Origin of the sequence: Arthrobacter sp. Soil736 (genome assembly GCF_001428005.1) — a bacterium.
Classification (GTDB): Bacteria; Actinomycetota; Actinomycetes; order Actinomycetales; family Micrococcaceae; genus Arthrobacter.
Map to the genome: position 1 here is coordinate 23,176 of NZ_LMSB01000045.1, position 22,926 is coordinate 46,101.

A 22,926-nucleotide genomic window follows, 5' to 3' on the forward strand; every position below is an offset into this window, starting at 1 on the left:
CGTCGGCGGCCAGCGGCTTATGGGACAGAGGAACCGGCAGGGTCCGGAGGGCAACCCCGCCGGTCGCCCGGACGCGCGGCGCCCGCTCGAGGGCGCCCGCATCCTCATCACGCGGAGCCCGGACCGCGCGGAAGCCCTCGCAGCGGAACTCCGGCTGGCCGGGGCCGAGCCGCTCCTGCTGCCGCTCACCGACGTCGAACGTGCCAGTGACCAGGGCGCCCTCGACGACGCCTTCGACGCGCTCGGTGCAGGACATTTCGGCTGGCTCGTGGTCAGCAGCGCCACGACCGTCCTGGCCCTGACAGAGAAAGCCGCCGAGCGGGCTGTGGCCTTGTGCGAGTGGATTCCGCAGTCAACCCGCGTGGCCGCAGTGGGGCCGGCGACCCGGCGCGCCCTGCAGTCCGCCGGGATCACAGTGCATTTTGTACCCGGGCAGGAGCACTCAGCCGCCGGGCTGGCGGCCGAGTGGCCCGGGGGACCAGAAGAGGTGCTGCTGCCGCAGGCTGACATTGCGGCGCCTGCCCTGGCGCAGGGGCTCGAGGCGAAAGGTGCCCGGGTCCGGACGGTGGTGGCCTATCACACGGTGGATTATCCGGCCGCGCGGGACCGCCGCCTCGCCTCCGCCGTGGACGCCGGCGCCGGGACCGCGAACGGCGCCCTGCCGGTGCTCACGCCCGGCGCCGCCAAAGGCGCCGTGGCGGCCGGCGAGGTGGCCGCCGTCGTCGCCGCTTCACCGAGCGCTGCCCGCCGCATTTTCGCCGAACTTGCACCCCTCGGGGCCTGCCGGGTCGTGGCCATCGGAAAGGCAACCGCCGCCGAGGCGGAAGCCCGGGGCCTGACCGTTGCGGCCACGGCCCGCGAATCAACCCCGGAAGGCCTCGTGGCGGCAATCATCCGCGCACTGCACCCCGAAACCGGCCGAGCCCCGGCCGGTACCCGAGCCCCGGCCGGTATCCGGTCGCCGGACATCCATTCATCAGCACCAGGCACCCAGTGAAGGACAGGACATGAGTTTTCCGCAGCACCGCCCACGGCGGCTCCGCACCACCCCCGCCATGCGCCGGCTTACGGCGGAGACCAGGCTCGCGCCCGCAGAGCTGATTCTGCCCGCCTTCATCCGGGAAGGCTTGTCGGAACCAAATCCGATCGCCTCCATGCCGGGCGTGGTTCAACACACGACGGAGACTCTCAAGCGTGCCGCCGCGGAAGCCGTGGAGCTCGGTGTCGGCGGCATCATGCTGTTCGGCATTCCTGCGGTCAGGGACGCCACGGGAACGGCATCCCTGGATCCGGACGGCGTGCTGAACAAGGCCATCCGCGACGTCCGGGCCGAGGTCGGCGACGACCTTGTGGTGATGAGCGACGTCTGCCTGGACGAGTTCACCGACCACGGCCACTGCGGCGTCCTGGACGCCGACGGCTACGTGGACAACGACGCCACCTTGGACATCTACGCCAGGATGGCGGTGGCGCAGGCCGACGCCGGCGCGCACGCGCTGGGTCCCTCCGGGATGATGGACGGCCAGATCGGCGCTATCCGCGACGCACTCGAGGACGCCGGCCACGTGAACACCGCCGTCATTGCCTACGCCGCCAAATACGCCTCCGCGTTCTACGGTCCGTTCCGTGAGGCCGTCGATTCCCAGCTGAAGGGGGACCGCCGGACCTATCAGATGGATGCCGCCAACCGGCGGGAAGCCATCCAGGAGGTGGAGCTGGACCTTGCCGAAGGGGCGGACATGGTGATGGTCAAGCCTGCCATGAGCTACCTCGACATCCTGGCCGACGTCGCCGACATGAGCCCCGTGCCGGTGGCCGCCTACCAGATCTCCGGTGAGTACGCCATGATCGAGGCGGCTGCGGCCAACGGCTGGATCGACCGCCGCGCAGCCATCACCGAATCGGTCCTTGGTATCCGCCGCGCCGGAGCGAACATGGTCCTCACGTACTGGGCGAGTGAACTCGCCGGCTGGCTCAAGGAGTCCTGATGCCGGAGTCCGCCGCGTCTCCCACCGCCCCGGTGGGACCCGACGAGATTCTCCTGGGCCTGAACACGTTTGGTGACGTAGGCGTCGACAGCGACGGTGAGCCGAAGCCGCATGCGCAGGTGCTGCGCGAGATGCTGAACCAGGCCGTCCTGGCCGACGCCGTCGGGCTCCATGCCTTCGGCGTGGGGGAGCACCACCGTCGCGACTTTTCCGTGTCGGCGCCTGAGGTGTTCCTTGCCGGCGCCGCAACGCGGACCTCCCGGATCAGGCTCGGCTCCGCGGTCACCGTCCTGAGCTCGGACGATCCGGTCCGGGTCTTCCAGCGGTTCTCCACCCTGGATGCGCTCTCCGGCGGCCGGGCGGAAGTCATGCTGGGCCGTGGCTCGTTCATTGAATCATTTCCGCTGTTCGGACTGGACCTGGCGGACTACGAGGTCCTGTTCGAGGAAAAGCTCGAGCTCTTCGACAAGGTGCGCGCGCAGAAGCCCGTCCACTGGGAGGGCCGCACGCGGCCGCCCCTGAGCGGACTGAGCGTCTTCCCGCCCCTGGAGCACCACCTGCTGCCGGCCTGGATCGGCGTGGGCGGCACCCCGGAGTCCGTGCTGCGCTGCGCGGAGTACGGCTATCCGGTCATCTTTGCCATCATCGGCGGCCAGCCCCGCTCGTTTGCACCGCTGGTCAACCTGTACCGCGAGGCGATGGCCAAGTACGGCCATCCCCTGCAGCAGATCGCCACCCATTCGCCGGGGTACATCGCCGACACTGACGAGGCGGCCCGGGAAGAACTCTTCCCGCACTGGCTTGCCCAGCGGAACCGGATCGGGGCCGAGCGCGGCTGGGGTCCCGGCAACCGGGGGGAATTCGACGCCATGTGCGGGCCGGAGGGCGCCCTGTACGTTGGCTCACCAGAGACGGTGGCGCAAAAGATCGCCCTGCTCAAACGGAACCTGGGCGTTGACCGCTTCGACCTCAAATACAGCAACGGGACCCTTCCCCACAGCTCCATGATGCGCTGCATCGAACTGTTCGGCACCGTGGTGGCACCCAGGGTGGCCGAGCTGCTGTCCGGGCTGCGGCCCGCCGACTGAAAGAATAGGAACCATGACCTCCAGCACGCCTCGCAACGAGGAACTCTTTGACCGCGCCCGCCAGCTCATGCCAGGCGGCGTCAATTCCCCGGTCCGCGCCTTCGGATCGGTGGGCGGCACGCCCCGGTTCATGGTTTCGGCCAAGGGCCCGTATCTGACCGACGCCGACGGCAAGGAATACGTGGACCTCGTCTGCTCCTGGGGCCCGGCGCTGCTCGGCCACGCCCACCCGGCCGTCCTCGAAGCCGTGCACGCGGCCGTTGACCGCGGCCTGTCCTTCGGCGCCTCGACACCCGATGAAGCGAACCTGGCGGCGATCGTCAAGGAACGGGTGTCCGCCGTCGAGCGGCTGCGCATGGTGTCCACCGGCACGGAGGCCACCATGACGGCGATCCGGCTGGCCAGGGGCTTCACCGGCCGCAACCTGGTGATCAAGTTCGCCGGCTGCTACCACGGCCACCTCGACGGGCTGCTCGCGTCGGCCGGCTCAGGCGTGGCCACCCTGGCCCTGCCCGGTTCGACCGGGGTCACGGCCGCCACCGCCGCCGAAACGCTCGTGCTTCCCTATAACGACCTCGACGCCGTCGAAGCAGCCTTCGCCGAGCACGGGCCCAACATCGCCGCCGTGATCACCGAGGCGGCGCCGGCCAACATGGGCGTCGTCACCCCCGGCGAAGGATTCAACGCGGGTCTTTCCCGGATCACGGCCGCCCACGGCGCGCTGCTGATCATCGATGAGGTCCTCACGGGGTTCCGCACCGGGTACTCCGGCTACTGGGGGCTCACGGGCGGGGCAGCGGATGCGGCCGAGAAGTGGACCCCGGACCTGCTCACGTTCGGCAAAGTGATTGGCGGGGGCATGCCGGCGGCGGCCCTCGGCGGCCGCGCCGACGTCATGGACTACCTGGCGCCCATCGGGCCCGTCTACCAGGCGGGCACGCTGTCCGGGAACCCGGTGGCCATGGCCGCCGGCGTGGCTACCCTCACGCACGCCACGCGGGACGTCTACGCGTTCGTGGACGCGCGCTCACTCGAGCTGTCGTCGGCCCTTTCCGCCGCCCTGGACGCGGCCGGCGTCGACCACTCGATCCAGCGCGCCGGAAACCTGTTCTCGTTGGCGTTCGGCACGTCGGAGCGGGGCGTCCACAATTACAGCGACGCGCAGAAGCAGGACGTTTTCCGTTACGCGCCGTTCTTCCACTCCATGCTGGACTCCGGCGTGTACCTCCCGCCGTCCGTCTTCGAGGCCTGGTTCCTGTCCGCCGCACACGACGACGCCGCCATGAACCGGATCTTCGACGCGCTGCCCGCCGCGGCGGAGGCTGCCGCCGCCGCGAAGGCCTGACCCGCCGTCGTTCTTCAGTCCTTTCCCGCGGGGCACGAAGCGACTCGCATTAAACAACTCTGGCACCCGCCGCGGCGGGTGCCAGAGTTGTTTAATGGCTGTTGCGCTGCCCGGCCTAGAAGGCGGGAGTCACGTCTCCGTTGGGCCATTCCTTCTCAATGAAGGCCTTGACCTCGGGGGAGTGGAGGAGTTCCTCAAGCTTCTTGATGCGGACGTCGTCCTTCGACTCCGTGCGCCATGCCAGGAAGTTGGCGTACGGGTTGTTGTCCGTGGACTCCACTGCCAGTGCGTTGTCGGTGCTGAGGCCGGCCTTGAGGATGAAGTTTCCGTTGATCAGCGCCAGGTCCACGGAGGGATCCTTCAGGTCGTTGATCAGCAGCTCAGGCTGGTTCTCCGAGAACTTGAGCTTCTTGGGGTTCTGCGCGTCGGTCAGTGCGATCACGGAGGTGTCGTCCTTGATGTCCTTGACCAGGCCGGCCTTTTCCAGGACCCGGAGCGCCCGGACCTGGTTGGAGGGATCGTTGGTGATGGCAACCTTGGCGCCGTCCTTGATCTCCTTGATGTCCTTGACCTTCTCGGAGAAGGCTGCGTAAGGCTCGATGTGCACGCCGGCGCCGTGACCGAAGTCGTAGCCCTTGGTCTTGACCTGATCATCGAACCACGGCTGGTGCTGGTAGTAGTTGGTGTCCAGCGAGCCGTCGCTCAGGGCGGTGTTGGGCGTCTGGTAGTCCTCGATCTCCTTGATGTCCAGCTTCAGGCCGGCCTTCGGAGCGAGGTCCTGGTTGATGAATTCGAGGATCTTGGCCTGCGGGACCGGGCTGGCGCCGACGCTGAGCGTTGCGGGCTTGGCCGGGTCCAGGGTCTGGGTCTCGGCGCTGGGCGCGGGCGAACCGCCGCACGCGGTCAGTGCCAGGGCAGTGACAATGCCGGTGGCGAGGAGGGTGAGTGATTTACGCATCGGGTGCGTTCCTTTCGAAATAGCCTGGATCCCGACGGCGTGGCCGGGGGGATCCGGTTCAGATGCAGTGAGCGGCTACTCGCTGCGTGAAGTCTTGGAGTGGTGACGCAGAATCAGCGGTGGTCGAGGCTCCGGGAGATCCACTCGCCCGTGAGCTGGATGACCTGGACCAGGACGATGATCAGCACGATCGTGACGATCATGACGGTGACGTCGAAGCGCTGGAAGCCATAGTTGTAGGCCAGTTTTCCCAGCCCGCCGCCGCCGACGAGGCCGGCCATCGCGCTGTAGCCCACGAGGGTCACCACGGTGGTGGTTGCGGCGGCCACCAGGGCCGGCAGGGATTCAGGCAGCATGACCTTGTTGATCACCTGCATCCTCGTGGAGCCCATGACCTGGGCGGCATCGATCTTGCCGTGGTGGACATCGCGGAGGCACGCCTCAACGAGGCGGGCGAAAAACGGAATGGTTCCGATGGAAAGCGAGACCGAGGCTGCCACCGGGCCGAGGCTCGTGCCCACCAGGAGCCGGGCCAGGGGGATCAGGGCCACCATCAGGATCGCGAAGGGGATGGACCTCGTGATGTTGACCACGATGTCGCTGACAATCCTGTTGACCACGGGCATGGGGCGGAGTCCGCCCGGGGCACTGACGTGCAGGAAGACGCCCAGCGGCAGTCCGACCAGGACGGTGAAGAACGCCGAGATCCCCACCATCTGCAGGGTTTCAACGATCGCTTCGGGGAGGGCCTTGGCGAGGACCGGGTTGCTGAAGATTTCGTTCACTTGAGGTCTCCCGTCTCGGCGGCGAAGTCAGGCGTTTCGGACGCGAAGTCAGACGGGTCGGACGGAACGACGGCGGCGTCCACCACTTTCGCGCTGATCCCGCGGTCGCGGAGGTACCCCACAACGGAGTCATAATCGACGTTTTCTGCCAGCTGGACCCGCAGGTGCCCGAACTGCTGGCCGCCCAGCGTTTCCACGCTTCCTGCGAGGACATTCAGATCGATGTCAAAGTGCCGCGCGACGCTCGTGAGGACAGGTTCCTTGGCGCTTTCGCCGGAAAAGAGGATCTCCAGGACGGGGCCTGCCTGGAGGGCGCCCTTGATCGGTTCCGAGGCAGGCAGCGGAAGGAGGGCCCGGGCCAGCTTGCTGTCCAGTTCGGCCGCCACATCCGCCAGTTCCCCGGCTTCGACGACCCGGCCCTTGGCCAGGAGTGACACCGAGCCGCAGACGCGCTTAACCACGTGCATCTCGTGGGTGATGATGAGCACCGTGAGCTGAAGGCGCCGGGTGAGGTCCTGGATGAGGTCCAGGATTTCATCGGTGGTGGCCGGGTCCAGGGCGGACGTCGGTTCGTCACACAGCAGCACGTCGGGATCGGACGCCAGGGCGCGGGCGATGCCTACGCGCTGGCGCTGGCCTCCGGAGAGCTGCGACGGGTAGGCGTTCTCGAAGCCCTCAAGTCCCACGAGCTTGAGCAGCTCAGCTACCCTCGCCCGGATCTGGTCCTTGGGGGTTTTCACCAGCTCCAGCGGATGGGCCACATTGCCTGCCGCCGTGCGGGAATCCATCAGGTTGGCGTGCTGGAAGACCATGCCGATCCGGCGTCGTGCCGCACGGATTTCGGAGTCCCGCACCGAGCTGAGCTCAGTGCCGTCGATGTTGACCGAACCGGACGTGGGGCGGTCCAGCAGAGTCAGGCACCGTACCAGCGTGGACTTCCCTGCTCCCGAATGGCCGATGATGCCATGGATGGAGCCTTTGGGGACCGAAAGGGATACCCCGTCGAGGGCCACCACTTCCTTTTTCCCCTGACGGTAGACCTTGCGCAGGTCGGTAACTGTGATCATTTATCCTCAGGCGGTAGGGCTTGGGCAGGGCATAGCACAAGCGCGCTTCTGAACTAAATTATGTCAGCGCCGGGAATAAGCCTCCACTTCCGAAGATTGTTCGGCGTCGGACGCTTGACGCCGCACCATCAACGGGCCAGTCTGAACTGCGGTGCGGTGATGGGCGGCCTGCGGGCTGCTTCCTGAATTGCTGCCGGGCCGTGAGTCTGCTGGGGCTTGGGCCGGGGACTGTGATCTTTGTCCTACGGAAGCTGCGCGGGGGCAGCGTTTGCGCCCGCGAACCGCCTCCTGCCGCTGTTGGAACCGGCCTCTAGAAATCGCCCCTGCTGGCGTCTTCCGGGGGCAGCACGGGCCAATCGCCCTCGATGACGGCGGCGGGTTTGGTCTTGCGGAGATACTGCTGGAAGTCGGCGGCCTGGCTGACGGCCCAGTCGACCTGCAGCTGGTGCAGTTGGCTGGCCGGCAGCCTCAGCTTGGGGAACTTGCCCGCCATGGCGTCGAGCATGCGCAGGGTGGCCAGGGCGTCGGCGGCCGAGGTGTGGGCGTTTTCGAGGTCCACGCCGTACTCTTCGCAGAGTGCCGTCAAGGTCCGCTTTCCCTTGCGGTACCGGTCCACCTGCTTGTTCATGATGTAGGGGTCCAGGACCGGAAACCTGCTCAACTGCGGCACCCGGTAGCGTGCGGATTCGGCGGCCAGGACGGTGAAGTCGTAGCTGGCGTTGAACGCGATGACCGGGACGCCGTCGTCGAAAAGCTCCTGCAGCACGGCCGCGAGTTCCCTGGTGACCTCAGGCGCCGGCTTGCCGTGGCTTCGCGCATGTTCGGTGGTGATTCCATGGACGTCGCTGGCCTCCGCCGGAATCTCAATGCCCGGGTCTGCCAGCCACTCGTGCTCCCGGATGACATTTCCCGTGGCATCCACCAGGGTCACCGATGCCGTGACGATCCTCGCGGCGCGGGAGTTGCGTCCCGTGGTTTCGAGGTCGAAGGCGGCCCGGGGGAGGGTGTTCCAAGTGCTCATGGCTCCACGCTACCCGGTGCCGCCGACAGTTTTGGCGCACGCCCCGGGCCTGTCGGCAAGTCCGCCGTGCCGGTCCGGCGTGAGGACGTCTGGCCGATAGTCTGGAACCATGCGGACGGAGTATGTGGAGGCGGTGCTGGCAGTCGTTGAGCTTATCCCCTCCGGTTCGGCGGTGGCCTACGGGGACGTCGCCGAACTCCTCGGATCCGGCGGTCCGCGGCAGGTCGGTTCCGTCATGAGCCATTACGGCAGCGCGGTCCCGTGGTGGCGGGTGCTCAGGGCCAGCGGGCTGGCGCCGGAGGGACTGGAAGCGGAAGCCCTGCGGTTCTACCTGCAGGAGGGAACGCCGCTGCGCGGCGAATTCCTCCGGTTCGCACGGACGGGCGACGGCCGCTGGCGGGTGGACCTGTCTGCGGCGCGCTGGGCGCCCTCCGACAGCGAATTCGCAGCCCTGGACGCCATCGCTGAAAGGCTGGAAGCGTCGCTGCGTAAATTGTCGGTGCCGGATGATGGAATGTCTGAGTGACCGCAACAATCACCCAGTCCGAAACCTTCTCCGCGACGACCGGACGCCAGGATCAATCCGGCGGCGCTCCGGCATCGCCCGGATCCGGTCTTCGGCTTCTGCCGCCGCGCCAGGTCCACAATGCCGTACCGGTACTGTCCCCGGACCAATTCGCCGCCGTCGAGGTCCCGCGCGGAGCAGGCCCGGTGCTCGTGCCCGGAGCGCCGGGCACCGGCAAGTCGACCGTCCTCATCGAAGCGGCCGTCCGCAGGGTCGAAGCCCACTCGGTTGATCCCGAACGGATCCTCATTCTTGCGCCCGGCAGGCTGGCCGCGGACACCCTGCGGGACCGGTTCACGGCACGGCTGAACCGGAGCCTGAGCACCACGCCGGCCCGCACCTGGGCGTCCTATGCCTTCGACCTGATCAGGCGCGCCAAGGCCGAAGGAATCCTGCCGCTGCCCCGGGCGCCCCGCCTTCTTTCCGGTCCCGAACAGGACCTCATCATCAAGGAGCTGTTGGACGGTCACGCCCTGCCCGGCCTGGGGCTGCCGTGGCCGGCCGATCTCGACGCCGCGTTGGCCACGCGCGGCTTCCGGCAGGAAGTCCGGCAGCTTTTTGACCGGATCATCGAATCCGGCCGGACCGCCGAGGACCTTGCAGGCCTCGGCCACGAATGCGGCCGCCCCGACTGGACCGCCGCCGCCGCCCTGTACGCCGAATACCGCGACGTCCTCGATCTGCGCATGCCCGAGGCCTTCGATCCCGCCGGGATCATCACCGCCGCGCGGCAGCTTTTCCAGGATTCGCCGGACTTCCTGGCCGCGGAACGCGACCGCCTCCAGCTGATACTTGTGGACGACATCCACGAGGCCAACCCCGCGGTCTTTGAACTGCTGGCCGATGTTGCCGCGGGCAAGGACGTCTTCGTGGCGTCTTCCCCGGATACGGTTGTCCAGGGCTTCAGGGGCGCCCGTCCGGACCTCGTCGCCGAGCTCCCCCGGTTGCTGGGAGAGGACGGCCGGGACGTGCTGGAGAGGCCGCTGCGGTACGCCCACCGGCACCGGCCCGCCGTCGCGCAGGCCTGGCTCGGCGTTGCGGACCGGATCTCCCTTCGCGCCGGCGGGCAACTGGCCCGCCGCCTCGAGCAGTATCACCCTGAACCCGCTCCCGACGAACACGCCCACCGCCGGCCCTTCACCGGGGACACCGGCGCCAGCCCCGCCGGTGCCTCCGGCGGGACCGTCGAGGCACACCTGCTGCCGTCGGCTGTCCATGAATTGCGGTACGTCGCCCAGCGGATCCTTGAAGCCCAGATAAATGACGGCCGGGAACTGGCGGACATGGCGGTGATTGTCCGGAACGGCGGCCAGCTGAGCCAGCTGCAACGCTACCTGTCGGGCCAGGGAATCCCGGTGCGGATTCCCGTGGCGGAGTCGGCTGTCCGCGATGAAGTGGCCGTCCGTCCTTTGCTGGACGCGTACGCCGTGGTCCTCGATCCGGACGCCCTCACGCCGGAATCCGCCGTGTCGCTGCTGACGTCCCGGATCGGCGGAGCCACTTCCCTTGAACTGCGCAGGCTGCGCCAGTCCTTGCGGCGCGAAGAGATCCTGGGCGGAGGCGGACGCTCCAGCGATGCACTGCTCGTGGAAGCACTTCTCGAGCCCGGAGCTCTCGGTTCCCTGGGGATCGAAGGACGGTCAGCGCGTCGGGTGGCCCGGATGATCCAGGCGGGCCGGAGGGCCACCGCCGAGGCCGGCGCCAACGCGGAGACCGTGCTCTGGGCCCTGTGGCACTCGACCGGCCTAGCCGCAAGCTGGACTGCCGCCGCACTGTCGGGAGGGCTGGTGGGGGCCAGGGCGGACCGTGACCTCGACGCCATGATGGCTCTCTTCCATACCGCCGAGCGCTACGTTGACCAGATGCCGGGGTCCGGGCCGGACCAGTTCCTCGAGTACCTGCTCAACCAGGAGCTTCCCATGGACACGCTCGCGGCCCGTGCGCAGATGGACGACGCCGTCGAGCTCATGACACCCGCCAGCGCCGCCGGACGGGAATGGCCGTTCGTCATAGTTGCCGGACTCCAGGAGGGCGTCTGGCCGAACACCCGGCTCCGCGGGGAACTGCTGGGGAGCACGCTCTTCGCCGATGCCGTGGAACACGGGGTGGAGTACGCGCTGCAGCGGGGTCCGCTCAGCCGGCTCAGGGAGATCCGGTACGACGAACTCCGGAGTTTCTCGGCCGCCGTGTCCCGGGCGAAGGAAGTGCTGATCTGCACGGCCGTGGCCTCCGAAGACGAACAGCCGTCCTCGTTCCTGGACTACGTGGCCCCGCTGATGCCGGACCAGGACGCAAGGGGATTCACGCCGGTGGAGAGGCCGCTGACGCTCAGGGCACTCGTGGCCGAACTGCGCCAGCATGCGCAGCTTGCTGACCGGTCCGCTGCGGAATCGGACGAGGCTGTCCGGGTCCTGGCCCGCCTGGCCACGGTGGATCCGCCCGTTCCCGGGGCACACCCGGACACCTGGTGGGGGCTGGCCCCGCTGTCCTCCGAGGAAAGAGTGGTGCCTCCGGGAGGAACTGTCTACGTTTCGCCCTCCAAGGTGGAGTCCGTCCAGAAATCGCCCCTGGACTGGTTCATCCAGGCGGCAGGCGGTGAGGCGGCCACAGATTTTGCAAGGAGCCTTGGCACCCTGGTTCACGCGATCGCCCAGGATCTCCCTGACGCCTCCGGGGCCGAGTACCTCGCCGAACTCGTCACGCGCTGGCCGTCCCTCGGCATGAAAGACAACTGGGAGGGAAAGCTGGATTTCCGGCGGGCCGAAGCCATGGTGCGGAAACTGGCGCAGTACATCCTTGTCATGCGCAGCGAGGGCAGGCGCCTCGTCGGCGTGGAGCAGGACTTTGAAGTACAGCTGTCCGAACCCGCCGCTGATCCGCTGCCGGACGGCGCCATCGGTGACGCCCCCCGTTCCGCGGTCCTGCGCGGCCAGGTGGACCGGCTGGAGATTGACTCCCGCGGGCGGCTGGTGATTGTCGACCTCAAAACAGGGAAAAGGCAGCCCGGCAAGGCTGAGCTGGGCCGGCATCCGCAGCTTGGCGCCTACCAGGCCGCGGTCCTCGCCGGAGGCTTCAGCGGTTCCGCGGGAGTTTCCGGGGACGCCCAGCCCGGCGGTGCCGTGCTCGCCCAGCTGGGAACCACCGCCAAGAGCCCGGGCGTCCAGCACCAGGATCCCCTTGATCCGGGGGAGAACTGGGCGCTGGACATGGTCAAGGAGGCGGCCAACGTGATGTCAGGCCATGAGTTCGAAGCCAGGCACGATCCCTCCAAGAGCGGATTCGGCGGTCACGGCTGCCGTCTGCCGGAGGTGTGCCCCCTGTGCGCACGCGGCAAGCAGGTTACCGAATGAGCCGCCCCGCAGACGTCCCTGCGCCCAGGTTCAGCCCCGAAGAGCTGTCCGTCCTGCTCGGCGAGAAGAACCTGCCCACCGCAGAACAGTCGGCCATCATCTCCTCACCGCTGACGCCCCGGCTTGTTATTGCCGGTGCGGGATCGGGCAAGACCGCCACCATGGCCGACCGCGTCGTCTGGCTGGTCGCCAACGGCTGGGTCAAGCCGGAGGAAGTCCTCGGTGTCACCTTCACACGGAAAGCCGCCGGCGAACTGGCAAGCCGCATCCGGGCCAAGCTGGCCGCGCTGCAGCGGATCTCGGAAGCCGACGCCGGCAACACGGTGTTTCCGGCCGGCCTGCTCAGCACCGATGCGCTGGAACCCAAGGTCTCCACGTACCACTCCTTTGCCAGCGGCGTCGTGTCCGACTACGGGCTCCGGCTTGGCATCGAACGTGACGTCGTCCTGCTGGGCGGAGCACAGGCCTGGCAACTGGCAAGCGAGGTCGTTGAGGCGTTCGACGGCGACTATTCGCATTTCCGGGTAGCCAAGTCGACACTCGTCAAGGCCGTCATTCAGCTCGCCGGCGAGTGCGCAGAGCATCTTCAGGACCCGGCCGAGGTTCACGACTGGCTCATGCAGCGGCTGGCCGAATTCGGCGCCCTGCCGTACGTGGCAGCGGCAAAGAAGAATCCGAGCCAGGCCGCCGGCGAGCTGGGCGCCATGCTCCGAACGCGGGCGAGTGTCGCGGAGCTCGTGGGCCGGTACTCCGAGGCCAAAAGGGCCCGGGGTGCCCTCGACTTCGGCGACCTCGTGGCGCTCGCCGCCAGGGTGGCCCGCGAGATTCCCCTCGCCGCGGAGATGGAACGCCAACGCTACAAGGTGGTGCTCCTGGACGAATTCCAGGACACCTCCCATGCGCAGCTGGTCCTCTTCTCCAGGCTGTTCGGGGACGGCCACGCCGTCACGGCGGTGGGCGACCCCAACCAATCGATCTACGGCTTCCGCGGCGCGTCCGCCGGTCAGCTGTTCCACTTTGTCAACGAATTCCCGGTCCGGCTGGATGACGGGGAGGAAGGGCCGGCCAGGTTTAGCCCGGCGCCAACCTCCTACCTGACCACCGCCTGGCGGAACGGGCGCCACATCCTGGCGGCGGCCAACGTCATTTCGGCTCCGCTGAGCGCCGCTGCTGCCCAGGCGGGTCCCGCCGGAGAACGGGCGTCAGCCGCGTCCGTCGAGGTGCCGCCGCTGCAGCCCAGTCCGGCCGCCGTTCAGGGCCGGGTGATCCTTGGACGCTTCGCCACGGACGAGGACGAGGCCGCCGCCATCGCACGGGACCTGCTGAAATACCGGGTCACCGATTTCGAACAATCATCAACCGCATCACCCGTTCCGCCGGCCATGGCCGTGCTGTGCCGCCGGCGGGCCCAGATGGAATGCATCAGGCGGGAGTTTGAGGCCCAGGGGATTCCCTACGAAATCGTTGGTCTCGGCGGCCTGCTGGACACGCCTGAAATTGTGGATCTGGTGTCCACGCTTCGGGTCCTTGCTGACCCCGGCAGGTCGGATTCCCTGATGCGGCTGCTCGCCGGTGCACGCTGGCGGATCGGCACCGCCGACCTCATGGCATTTCGAGACTGGTCGGCGTTTCTTGCGCGCCGCCGCGGACAGAGCGCGGCCGATGCGGCGGCAGCCGGCGGGAGCGATGAGCCGCCGGCCGACGTCGTCATCGAGGGTGACCTGACCGACGCGTCCAGCCTTGTGGAAGCCCTGGACTGGCTGCCCAAGGAGGGCTGGACGTCGGCACACGGGCGCACGCTGACGGCCCCCGCCCGGGAACGGCTGCACAGGCTGGGCACGGAACTCAGGCAGCTGCGCGGACTAATGGGGGAGGACCTGACCACGCTCCTGGGTGAGGTGGAGCGGGCCATGCTGCTCGACATCGAGGTTGCCGCCCGGCCCGGGTTCAGCATTCACCAGGCCCGAAGGAACCTGGATGCGTTCCAGGACGCGGCTGCCGGATTCCTGCAGACGTCCCACCGCGTGGACGTCCTCGCGTTCCTCTCATGGCTTGAAGCCGCAGCCGCCGAGGAAGGCGGCCTCGACGTTCCGCCGGCCGACGTCAACCATGAAGCTGTCCAGCTGTTGACCGTGCACGCATCCAAAGGGCTCGAGTGGGATGTGGTCTTTGTCCCGGGCCTCAACAGCGGGGCCTTCCCCAGCAGCCGTGATTCCCGGTGGAGCAGCGGTTCCGCCGCACTGCCCTGGCCCCTCCGCGGCGACAGGGCAGACCTTCCGCAGTGGGATATCGACCAGCCGGACCAGAAGGGGTGGCTGGACGCTGAAAAGGACTTCAAGGGCGCCGTCCAGGCCCACGGCGAAGCCGAGGAACGGCGGCTGGCCTACGTCGCGTACACGCGGGCCAAGCACGTTCTGTGGGTTTCCAGCGGTGCGTGGGTCGGCGGCCGCGGCGGAATGGCGGAGATGTCGCCGTTCCTCGCGGAGCTGGGCCCCCTCGCCGGGACCGGAACATCCGCCGGCGCCCTTCCGGCCCAGGACGCCAGAGCCGATATCCATCCCGGCTCGGTGGACGAGGAGTCCCTTCCGGACGAAAGCCCCCTGACGCGGGACCTTGAAGTTGCCATCTGGCCGTACGATCCCCTCGAAGGCCCTGTTGATCCGCGCACCGGCAAGAGGCTCCGGCTCGTTCCCGGGCGGCGGGCGGCCATGGACTCCGCCGCGAGCCGGCTGCGGACCGAAATTGCTGCCCTCCAGGAGCTGGCCTTTGACGGACAGCCGGAGCTGCCGGATCCCGCGGGCCGGCCGCGAACGCCGCTCCACCCTCATGCCGCTGGCTGGGCGCGGGAGGCCGCCCTGCTCCTGGAACGCCGCGCCCGCCGTGCCCAAAGCCGGGACGTCCACCTGCCCGGGCACATTTCCGCATCCACCCTCGTCGACCTCGGGGAGGATCCCGGGGTTGTCCTGCAGCGCCTCAGGCGGCCGGTCCCGCGCGAGCCGGGGATGTCAGCCCGCAAGGGGACGGCGTTCCACGCCTGGGTCGAGGAGTACTTCGGAACGGCAGGCATGCTGGACTTCGACGAAGCCCCCGGATCTGACAACCACATCGACGAGGCGTACGGACTGGAAGACATGGTGGCCACGTTCAGGGAGTCCCCCTGGGCACACCGGTCTCCGGCCCACGTCGAGGTGCCGGTCGAAACCCGGATCGGTGAAGTCGTGGTCCGCGGACGGATCGACGCCGTGTTCCGCGATGCCGACGGCTGCTGGGATCTTGTGGACTGGAAGACCGGCAGGCGGCCGTCCGCCGGGCAGCTGAAAACGAAGAGCGTGCAGCTGGCCGTCTACCGGCTGGCCTGGGCACGGCTCAAGGACCTGCCGCTGGAGGAGGTGCGGGCTGCCTTCTATTACGTTGCGGACAACCAGGTGGTTCGCCCTCATGACCTGGCATCGGGGGACGAACTGGAGGGCATTGTCGCCGCGGCCCTGGCCGCCCCGCGGACCTAAGGTATGGCAAGCGCAGCTTAGGGCGCCAACGGCCGGGTGCGAGCTCGGCTTGGCCCTTAGCCCTTAGCCCTTAGCCTTGGGCCCCCCAACGCCTCGGATCAAGGCGCCTTGGCATCCACGATGCTGATGGCTGCCGTGGAGGTGTCATCGGCGGAAAGCGGCTTGGGCTGCGCCGCAGCCTCGACCTGGTCCGCGACGGAAGCGCCCGGTCCGTCCGTCGCATCCGGCACTTCCGTTGTCGGTACATCCGCGGCGGCCTGTTCGTCCACGGTGCCGTCCGCGCTGCCGTCTGCGTCCACGCTGTCAGGAACGTCCACGCCGGCCGGAGCAGCCGGCGCGTCGGCCTGGTCCTCGTCAGCCGGGATGGGCATGACGTGCACGGCCGGCATCGGCTCGGAGACGTCGGTGGCTGGCGGCGCGGCAATCAGCTCGGCCGCAACCGGACCAGCTGAAACCGTGGCAGCTGGAACCGGGGCAACTGAAACCGGGCCGGGCGCCGTCGAAACCGGCGCCGCTGAGCCCGCCGCGGCCGCCGGCGACGGCAGGGGCTCCACGCTGATGGGCTGCCCGCCGTGCTCTGCGATGTCCTCCGCCAGCGTGGCCAGCATGCCTTCCGCCTCGGAAATCATCTCGGCATCAGCAGCGGCAATTCCCTTCACCAGATATTGCGCAAGTGCGAATTCCGCGGAGAGCGCCGCCCTTCGGAGCAGATGACTGTCGGGGACGTCGCGGCGGTGTTTGGTGTAGTGGCGCACCACGGCGTCCACGAAGTCGTGCTCGTTGGATGCCACGAGCCAGGCAAGGTCGTCGGCGGGGTCGCCGATTCGCAGGTCGGTCCAGCCGGTGACGGCCGTCACCCGGTCCTCCTCGACAAGCAGGTTGTCCTCGTGGAGGTCGCCGTGGACCACACACGGATTGAAGCGCCACAGTGACACGTCTTCCATGGCGTGCTCCCAGCGGCGGAGAAGCAGGGGCGGAATCTTTCCCGTGGTCGCGGCCATGTCGAGCTCGTTCAGCCTGCGCTGGCGGAACTCGTTGGGGGTGTAGCTCGGCAGATCGGCGTTGCTTACCAGGGCACGGGGCAGATCATGGATGGCGGCCAGGGCTGTTCCGATCTCCTTCGCCAGCTCCTGAGACCCCGCCGTCAGCTCCTCAACGGTGCGCGTGGAGCCATTGAGGTGGGAGTATACAAACGTGCTCAGATTCTGCTGGCGGACGGTCCCGGCCACAGTCGGCATCAGAAAGGGAAGCTCCGCCCGGATGGCCGGGGCGAAGGCCCGCAGCACCAGGAACTCCGTCTCCAGCCGCGTGCTCGCCTCCGCATGCCGGGGCGAACGGACCCGCCAGCGCTTTCCCTCGGAGTCGAGCAGGAGAGCCGAATCAAAGTCCGCCGGATCATCCGGTGCGGAACTCACGGCAGTCGGGCTCAGTCCGGGGACCGCCGCGGTTGCCACAGCTGCCAATTCGATCGGTTCTCTTCTCACGGTTCCACGGTAGATTGACTCGCGTTCAAGACAACGATGTGTCGCGGCGAGTCTTGAGATCCAGCCGAAATATGAGCCTTCCGCCGCCCCAAAGCGGGCTGTCCGGTGCCTGCGGAAATGTGAATTGTCACCCCGAGTCAGTACGGTGGATACATGAGTCATGCGGAGGCCGCTGCGCCGGTCAGTCAGCAGTCGGGCCAGACGCCCGAAAATCAGCTGTCCGAGGGTGATTTGGCGGCAAACCATCTTTTCGACACCGTCCTGCCGGTGCGCCCTGCACTGGTGAACCGCGGCTCCGTTGAGCGGATGAAGCCGAACGTCGTCGAAGACCTGCTGGCGCGCGGCGGCACGCAGGCTATGGTCCTCTCCGGCAGGCTCGCCCTCATTCACGACGACGCCCTTGTCCTGACGGACGCCGCCCTGCTGCTGGACCGGCTCCGAAGTGCAGACTCCGGGCCCTCGCTCGTCATCTACCTGGGCTCCGCGCTGGAGAACGCCGATCTGCCGGCAGGGACGGAGATCCTGCTCTTCATCCTGCCCGCGCCGGTGAATCCCGGCGACGCAGGACTCCCCGCGGGCGCCACGTGGGAAGGATTCCGCGACGTTGCCGCCCGGCTCGATCCGACCCACACGGCCCTTTTCGTCGAGGCCAGCGCCATCGCCAACTGGCATGCCAGCCACACCCACTGCCCCCGGTGCGGCGCCCCGACCACCGTGGAGACCGGGGGATGGGTCCGGCGCTGCCCCGTCGACAACTCCGAGCACTATCCCCGGACCGATCCCGCGATCATCGTCACGGTGGTGGGACCGGACGACCGCCTGCTCCTTGGGGGCGGAGGGCCCCTCGACGCCAAGAACTACTCAACACTTGCCGGCTTCGTGGAGCCGGGGGAGTCGCTCGAGCAGGCAGTGGTCCGTGAAATCCGCGAGGAAGTGGGCGTGCGGGTCAGGGCCTGCCAGTACCTCGGATCCCAGGCCTGGCCCTTCCCGGCATCACTCATGCTCGGATTCACCGCCGTCACGGATGATTCCGAGGCAAAGCCCGACGGCGTTGAGGTCACCCGTGCCCGGTGGTTCAGCCGGGAGGAACTCCAGGAAGCCGTGCTGAGCGGCGAGATTGTGATTTCCACCAGGCTCTCCATCGCCCGGTCCCTGATCGAACACTGGTACGGCGGCGTCATCCAGGACCGGCCCGCCGACGAATGACCGGGACGGACACGTACGGAGGATTGCTCCGGGCCGGCCTCGCCGCAGTGACATCAGCCGCAATGACATCAGCCGGCGTGAGTACTTTTATCCATCCCATCGACTGAGCAGCAGAAGTGACTACAGAAATTCCTGAAGGCAACGACTCCCTGGAGGACCGCATCCTGGGCGGCCTCGACGCCGAGCAGCGGGAGGTGGCCAGCACCCTCACCGGCCCGCTCTGCGTGCTCGCGGGGGCCGGAACCGGCAAGACCCGTGCCATCACGCACCGGATCGCGTACGGCGTGCATTCCGGGGTCTACAGTCCGCAGCGGCTGCTGGCCGTGACCTTCACGGCACGTGCTGCCGCTGAAATGCGCAGCAGGCTGCGCGACCTCGGCGTGGGTAACGTCCAGGCCCGGACCTTCCACGCCGCCGCGCTCCGGCAACTCCAGTTCTTCTGGCCGCAGGCTGTCGGCGGGACGCTGCCAAACCTCCTGGACCACAAGGCGCAGATGATCGCCGAGGCCGCGCGCCGGCTCCGGCTGAGCACGGACCGGGCCTCCATCAGGGATTTGGCGTCGGAGATCGAGTGGGCCAAGGTGTCCATGCTGACGCCCGCCAACTACCTGGAAAACGCCCGGGACCGCGGCAACCCCGGAGGCTTCGACCTCACAGCCGTAGCCCGGGTCTTCCAGTCCTACGAGGACGTCAAGACCGACCGGAACGTCATCGACTTCGAGGACGTCCTGCTGATCACCGTGGGCATCCTTCAGGAGGACCCGAAGGTCGCCGCCACGGTCCGCGAACAGTATCGGCATTTCGTCGTGGACGAGTACCAGGACGTGTCCCCGCTGCAGCAACGCCTCCTGGAGCTGTGGCTGGGCGGCCGGGATGAACTGTGCGTGGTGGGCGATGCCAGCCAGACCATCTATTCGTTTACCGGCGCGTCTCCTCGCCATCTGCTCGGCTTCAAGGCGCTGTACCCGAACGCAAACGTGGTCAAGCTGATCCGCGATTACCGTTCGACGCCCCAGGTGGTGAAGCTGGCCAACGACCTCCTGGCGGCCCGCCGCAGCGGAGGCCCGGCCGCGGACGCCGCCTGGGCGGCGCCGCTGAAGCTGGTTGCCCAGCGGAACGCCGGACCGGCGCCGCAGTTCACCGAATGCTCAGACGACGAAGCAGAGGCCGCTACCGTCGCCGCCAAGATCCGCGGCCTGCTCGACGCCGGCACGCCCGCCAGCGAAATCGCCATCCTGTTCCGCACCAACGGGCAGTCCGAAGCCTACGAACAGGCACTCGCCTCCGCGGGAATCGGCTACCAGCTGCGTGGCGGCGAGCGATTCTTCGCACGCAAGGAAGTGCGCGACGCCATCCTCCAGCTGCGCGCGGCTACCCGCGCCGTCGCGGAGTCCGCGCCGCAGCCGCTGGGCCAGCTCGTCCGCGACATTGTTGCGTCGCTGGGGTACACGGACGCCGCCCCGCACAGCGGAGGCGCTCTGCGGGAACGCTGGGAATCCCTTGCCGCCCTGGTGGCCTTGGCGGATGAGCTCGCGCTGAGCCGCGGCCCGCAGTTCAGCCTCGCGGACTTCGTCAACGAGCTCCAGGAGCGGTCGTTGGCCCAGCACGCGCCCACGGTGCAGGGCGTCACGCTGGCGTCCCTGCACGCCGCGAAAGGCCTGGAGTGGGATGCCGTGTTCCTGGTGGGGCTGTGCGAAGGCCTCATGCCCATTTCGTTCGCCGACACTCCGGAGGCCGTGGACGAGGAACGCCGCCTGCTGTACGTCGGCATAACCCGTGCGCGCGAGCACCTTGCGCTGTCCTGGTCCACCGCACGGACACCGGGCGGCCGCGCCAACCGGAAACCGTCACGCTTCCTGGACGGGCTCCGGCCGGACTCCGTGGCCAGTTCCAGCGTGCGCGGCAAGGGCGCCGTGCCCCGGCGGAAGGCAGCCGCGCCAGCGTCCTGCCGGGTCTGCGGCAGCATGCTGGCCAGCGGCGCCGAACGGAAGGTGGGCCGCTGCAGCCAGTGCCCGCCCACCTACGAGGAACAGACCTTCAACGCGCTCCGGGAGTGGCGCAAGGAAGTCGCCCTGTCGGCCGAAGTTCCGGCCTTTGTGGTCTTCACCGATGCAACCCTCACGGCGATTGCCGAGGCCCGGCCGGCGTCGCTCGAGGAACTGGCCCGACTCGCGGGCGTCGGCCCCTCCAAACTGGAGAAGTACGGCGAAGCCGTCCTTGCGGTCCTGGTGGAAAGCACCACGCTCTGATGCCCGGCACGCCGCAGACGACGCACGACGGCGCCCCCGTTGTGGTGCGCCGGTCGGCCCGCCGGCGCCGCACCGTTGCCGCTTTCTGGGAGAACGGCACGGCGGTCGTGGCGATTCCGGCCCACTTCAGCAGGAGTCAGGAAGCCGAATGGGTGCGGCGGATGCTGGAGAAGCTCAGGTCCCAGGGGGACAGGCAGTCCAACGGCACGGGCCGGCGGCGTCCCTCATCGGATGCGGCCCTGGCCGGCCATGCCGCCCACCTCTCGGCAAGGTACCTGGGTGGCAGGGCCAGGCCGACGTCGGTCCGCTGGGTCAGCAACCAGAACTCGCGTTGGGGTTCGGCCACTCCCGCTGACGGCTCCATCCGGCTTTCAGACAAGCTCCGTCCCATGCCGCAGTGGGTTATCGACTACGTGCTGCTCCATGAACTGGCACACCTGCTGGTGGCCGGGCACAACGCCGCCTTCTGGAAGCTGCTGGAGGCCTATCCTGAGACCGCACGCGCCAAGGCCTTCCTGGAGGGCGTGGCGTTCGCCACGGCCCGCGGCCTGCCCGCGGAGGGCAGCAGCCAGCATGGGGAGGCCGACGACGCCGGGCTGCCCGTCGCCGTCGGCCCATAGCCGCTACTGGGCCAGTTACCCGGGTTATCCGTAACCTGGGCCGTTCCTTCGCGGCCGCTCCTACGTGTCCTTGGCGCCGGGAGCTTCGCCACCGGGGCCCTCATCCTCCGCAGCGCCGCTGTCCTCGGAAGGCCCGGCTTCGGGGGTGTCAAAGCCGCCGTTCAGGAGCTTCATGAGTGCGTCGTCCACCTCGCTGTCGCTGGCCTCGGCCAGCTTGCGGCGTTCGCTGAATCCCTTGGGGTCATCCAGGTCCTCGGCCGTGGGGAGCAGGTCGGGGTGCTTCCAGATGGCGTCGCGGCCGTCAATGCCGCGCTCTTCCTTCAGTGACGCCCACAGCGTTGCAGCCTCGCGGAGGCGCCGGGGGCGCAGTTCCAGTCCCACCAAGGAGGCGAAGGCGTGTTCGGCAGGGCCGCCGGTGGCGCGCCGGCGCCGGACAGTCTCGCGGAGTGCAGCAGCGGACGGGAGGACCTTCTCGGTCGCCGCGGCGGTGAGTTCGTCAACCCATCCCTCAACCAGCGCCAGGGCGGTCTCCAGTTTCTGGAGCGCCTGCTCCTGCGCCGGCGTCCGCTGGGGCATGAAGACGCCCTGTGAAAGGGCCTCCTGAATTCCCTCGGGGTTGCTGGGGTCGAGGTCCCGGGCGAGCTCTTCAATCCGCGACGTGTCGATGTGGATGCCGCGGGCGTAGGCCTCGATGGCACCCAGCAGGTGCCCCCGCAGCCACGGAACCTGGACGAACAGCCGGGCGTGGGCGGCTTCGCGGACAGCCAGGAACAGCCGGATGTCGTTCTCCGGAAGGCTGAGCCCTTCGCCGAACTTCGCCACGTTGCCCGGCAGCAGCGCCATTTCCAGGTCGGCCAGCGGAACGCCGATGTCTGTGGAACTGACCACCTCGGCGGACAGTGCACCGATGGCCTGTCCCAGCTGCATGCCGAAGATGGCGCCGCCCATGTTCTGCAGCATGGACGAAGCGCCGCCCATCATGGACTTCATTTCCTCCGGCATCTGCTCCGTCATGGCGCTGGACAGCGCGTTCGCGATGCTGTTGGCCACCGGCTCCGTGAGCCGCTTCCAGGTGCCGAGGGTCTCCTCGACCCACTCAGCGCGCGACCAGGCGCGGCCGATCAGGCCCGTCGCCGGCAGATCAGTGACCGGGTCCAGCCAAAGCTCGGCAAGCCGCAGTGCCTCGTCCACCTCGCGGGACTGCGGCGTCGTGATCGACGGATCTGAGCTGCTGGCGGCAACGCGACGGGCGTTGTCGTGGGCCAGTTTCCAGTTGACGGGACCTTCGGACGGGGCGCTCATCATGGCCTGCACCTGTGAAAACATCTGTGCCAGCAGGTTGGGATCGTCGGGGAGCCCGGCCGCTTTCGCCAGTTCGGCGGGGTCGATGTCGCCCATGCCCTTGCCGCCCATGAGGTTCTGCAGCATTTCTGCCAGCGGATCCTTCGGGTTTTCGTCGCCGTTGGGCGGATTGAGTGGGTTGGAGGTCATGATCCCGCCGATCGTCGGTGTGACTATTGATCAACCTTCACGCTACCCCGCGGGCGGGCGGCTGTCTGCCGAAAGAGGGTCCGTTCGCTGTAGGCAAAGAGCTTTCGCCCGGCCCGGACGCGTAGTGTTAGAAGTCGGAATATTTGCAGGCTGTGCCACGGCCGTCCGCCTGGCTGCAGCCACAGTGCCGCGATGTACAACGC

General features: G+C 68.2%; 16 protein-coding genes. 10 read left to right on the forward strand and 6 right to left on the reverse strand.

Translation table 11 applies throughout. From position 1 onward, the window contains the following. The first annotated feature begins 19 nt into the window (after positions 1-19). Genes ASG92_RS21310 through hemL form a run of 4 tightly spaced genes read left to right on the forward strand, consistent with a single transcriptional unit; the run spans position 20 to position 4,421 of the window. Entirely contained in the window at positions 20-997 is a 978-nt protein-coding gene (locus tag ASG92_RS21310) for a uroporphyrinogen-III synthase (RefSeq protein WP_056633061.1), read from the forward strand. A 10-nt stretch (positions 998-1,007) separates the two neighbouring features. After that, positions 1,008-1,988 (forward strand): porphobilinogen synthase, encoded by a 981-nt coding sequence (hemB, locus tag ASG92_RS21315; RefSeq protein ID WP_056633065.1) that lies wholly within the window; start codon positions 1,008-1,010, stop codon positions 1,986-1,988. Next, a complete protein-coding gene (locus ASG92_RS21320; RefSeq protein WP_056633068.1) occupies positions 1,988-3,076 on the forward strand; it encodes an LLM class flavin-dependent oxidoreductase in 1,089 nt (362 codons plus the stop codon). The genes hemB and ASG92_RS21320 overlap by 1 nt, the downstream gene beginning before the upstream one ends. A 13-nt stretch (positions 3,077-3,089) precedes the next feature. Then, positions 3,090-4,421, forward strand: a complete 1,332-nt coding sequence (gene hemL / locus ASG92_RS21325) for a glutamate-1-semialdehyde 2,1-aminomutase (protein WP_056633071.1) — start codon at positions 3,090-3,092, stop codon at positions 4,419-4,421. A gap of 115 nt (positions 4,422-4,536) precedes the next feature. Here hemL and ASG92_RS21330 read toward each other — a convergent pair whose 3' ends face one another. The 4 genes from ASG92_RS21330 to ASG92_RS21345 all read right to left on the reverse strand — a co-directional run bounded on the left by ASG92_RS21330 (position 4,537) and on the right by ASG92_RS21345 (position 8,252). Further along, complete coding sequence (locus tag ASG92_RS21330) at positions 4,537-5,379, reverse strand: MetQ/NlpA family ABC transporter substrate-binding protein (protein WP_056633074.1); 843 nt, start codon at positions 5,377-5,379, stop codon at positions 4,537-4,539. Between the two features lie 113 nt (positions 5,380-5,492). Next, entirely contained in the window at positions 5,493-6,164 is a 672-nt protein-coding gene (locus ASG92_RS21335; protein ID WP_056633077.1) for a methionine ABC transporter permease, read from the reverse strand. Beyond that, positions 6,161-7,231 carry an ATP-binding cassette domain-containing protein gene (locus ASG92_RS21340; protein WP_082579650.1) on the reverse strand — a complete coding sequence of 357 codons (1,071 nt, stop codon included), beginning with the start codon at positions 7,229-7,231 and terminating at the stop codon, positions 6,161-6,163. Before ASG92_RS21340 ends, ASG92_RS21335 begins: the two co-directional genes overlap by 4 nt. A gap of 310 nt (positions 7,232-7,541) precedes the next feature. Then, positions 7,542-8,252: a 3'-5' exonuclease gene (locus ASG92_RS21345; protein WP_056633080.1), complete on the reverse strand. Its 711-nt coding sequence runs from the start codon at positions 8,250-8,252 to the stop codon at positions 7,542-7,544. Between the two features lie 109 nt (positions 8,253-8,361). On the opposite strand from ASG92_RS21345, the gene ASG92_RS21350 reads away from it, so the two are divergent. The 3 genes from ASG92_RS21350 (at position 8,362) to ASG92_RS21360 (ending at position 15,673) form a co-directional block, all read left to right on the forward strand. Continuing rightward, positions 8,362-8,778: an MGMT family protein gene (locus ASG92_RS21350; protein ID WP_056633083.1), complete on the forward strand. Its 417-nt coding sequence runs from the start codon at positions 8,362-8,364 to the stop codon at positions 8,776-8,778. A gap of 98 nt (positions 8,779-8,876) precedes the next feature. Continuing rightward, positions 8,877-12,167, forward strand: a complete 3,291-nt coding sequence (locus tag ASG92_RS21355) for an ATP-dependent DNA helicase (protein WP_240987262.1) — start codon at positions 8,877-8,879, stop codon at positions 12,165-12,167. Then, on the forward strand, positions 12,164-15,673 hold the full coding sequence (locus tag ASG92_RS21360; protein WP_056633086.1) for an ATP-dependent DNA helicase: 3,510 nt from the start codon (positions 12,164-12,166) through the stop codon (positions 15,671-15,673). The genes ASG92_RS21355 and ASG92_RS21360 overlap by 4 nt, the downstream gene beginning before the upstream one ends. 98 nt (positions 15,674-15,771) lie before the next feature. On the opposite strand, the gene ASG92_RS21365 is transcribed toward ASG92_RS21360, so the two are convergent. Beyond that, a complete protein-coding gene (locus tag ASG92_RS21365) occupies positions 15,772-17,157 on the reverse strand; it encodes a macrolide 2'-phosphotransferase (protein WP_056633089.1) in 1,386 nt (461 codons plus the stop codon). 153 nt (positions 17,158-17,310) lie between these two features. Here ASG92_RS21365 and nudC point away from each other — a divergent pair, with 153 nt between their 5' ends. From nudC to ASG92_RS21380, 3 genes are all read left to right on the forward strand, one after another. After that, positions 17,311-18,363 (forward strand): NAD(+) diphosphatase, encoded by a 1,053-nt coding sequence (gene nudC / locus ASG92_RS21370; protein WP_056633091.1) that lies wholly within the window; start codon positions 17,311-17,313, stop codon positions 18,361-18,363. A gap of 116 nt (positions 18,364-18,479) precedes the next feature. Further along, positions 18,480-20,612 (forward strand): ATP-dependent DNA helicase UvrD2, encoded by a 2,133-nt coding sequence (locus ASG92_RS21375; RefSeq protein WP_056633093.1) that lies wholly within the window; start codon positions 18,480-18,482, stop codon positions 20,610-20,612. After that, entirely contained in the window at positions 20,612-21,232 is a 621-nt protein-coding gene (locus ASG92_RS21380; protein ID WP_056633096.1) for a M48 family metallopeptidase, read from the forward strand. The genes ASG92_RS21375 and ASG92_RS21380 overlap by 1 nt, the downstream gene beginning before the upstream one ends. Positions 21,233-21,292: 60 nt before the next feature. Here ASG92_RS21380 and ASG92_RS21385 read toward each other — a convergent pair whose 3' ends face one another. Continuing rightward, positions 21,293-22,723: a zinc-dependent metalloprotease gene (locus tag ASG92_RS21385; protein WP_056633097.1), complete on the reverse strand. Its 1,431-nt coding sequence runs from the start codon at positions 22,721-22,723 to the stop codon at positions 21,293-21,295. Positions 22,724-22,926: the final 203 nt, after the last annotated feature.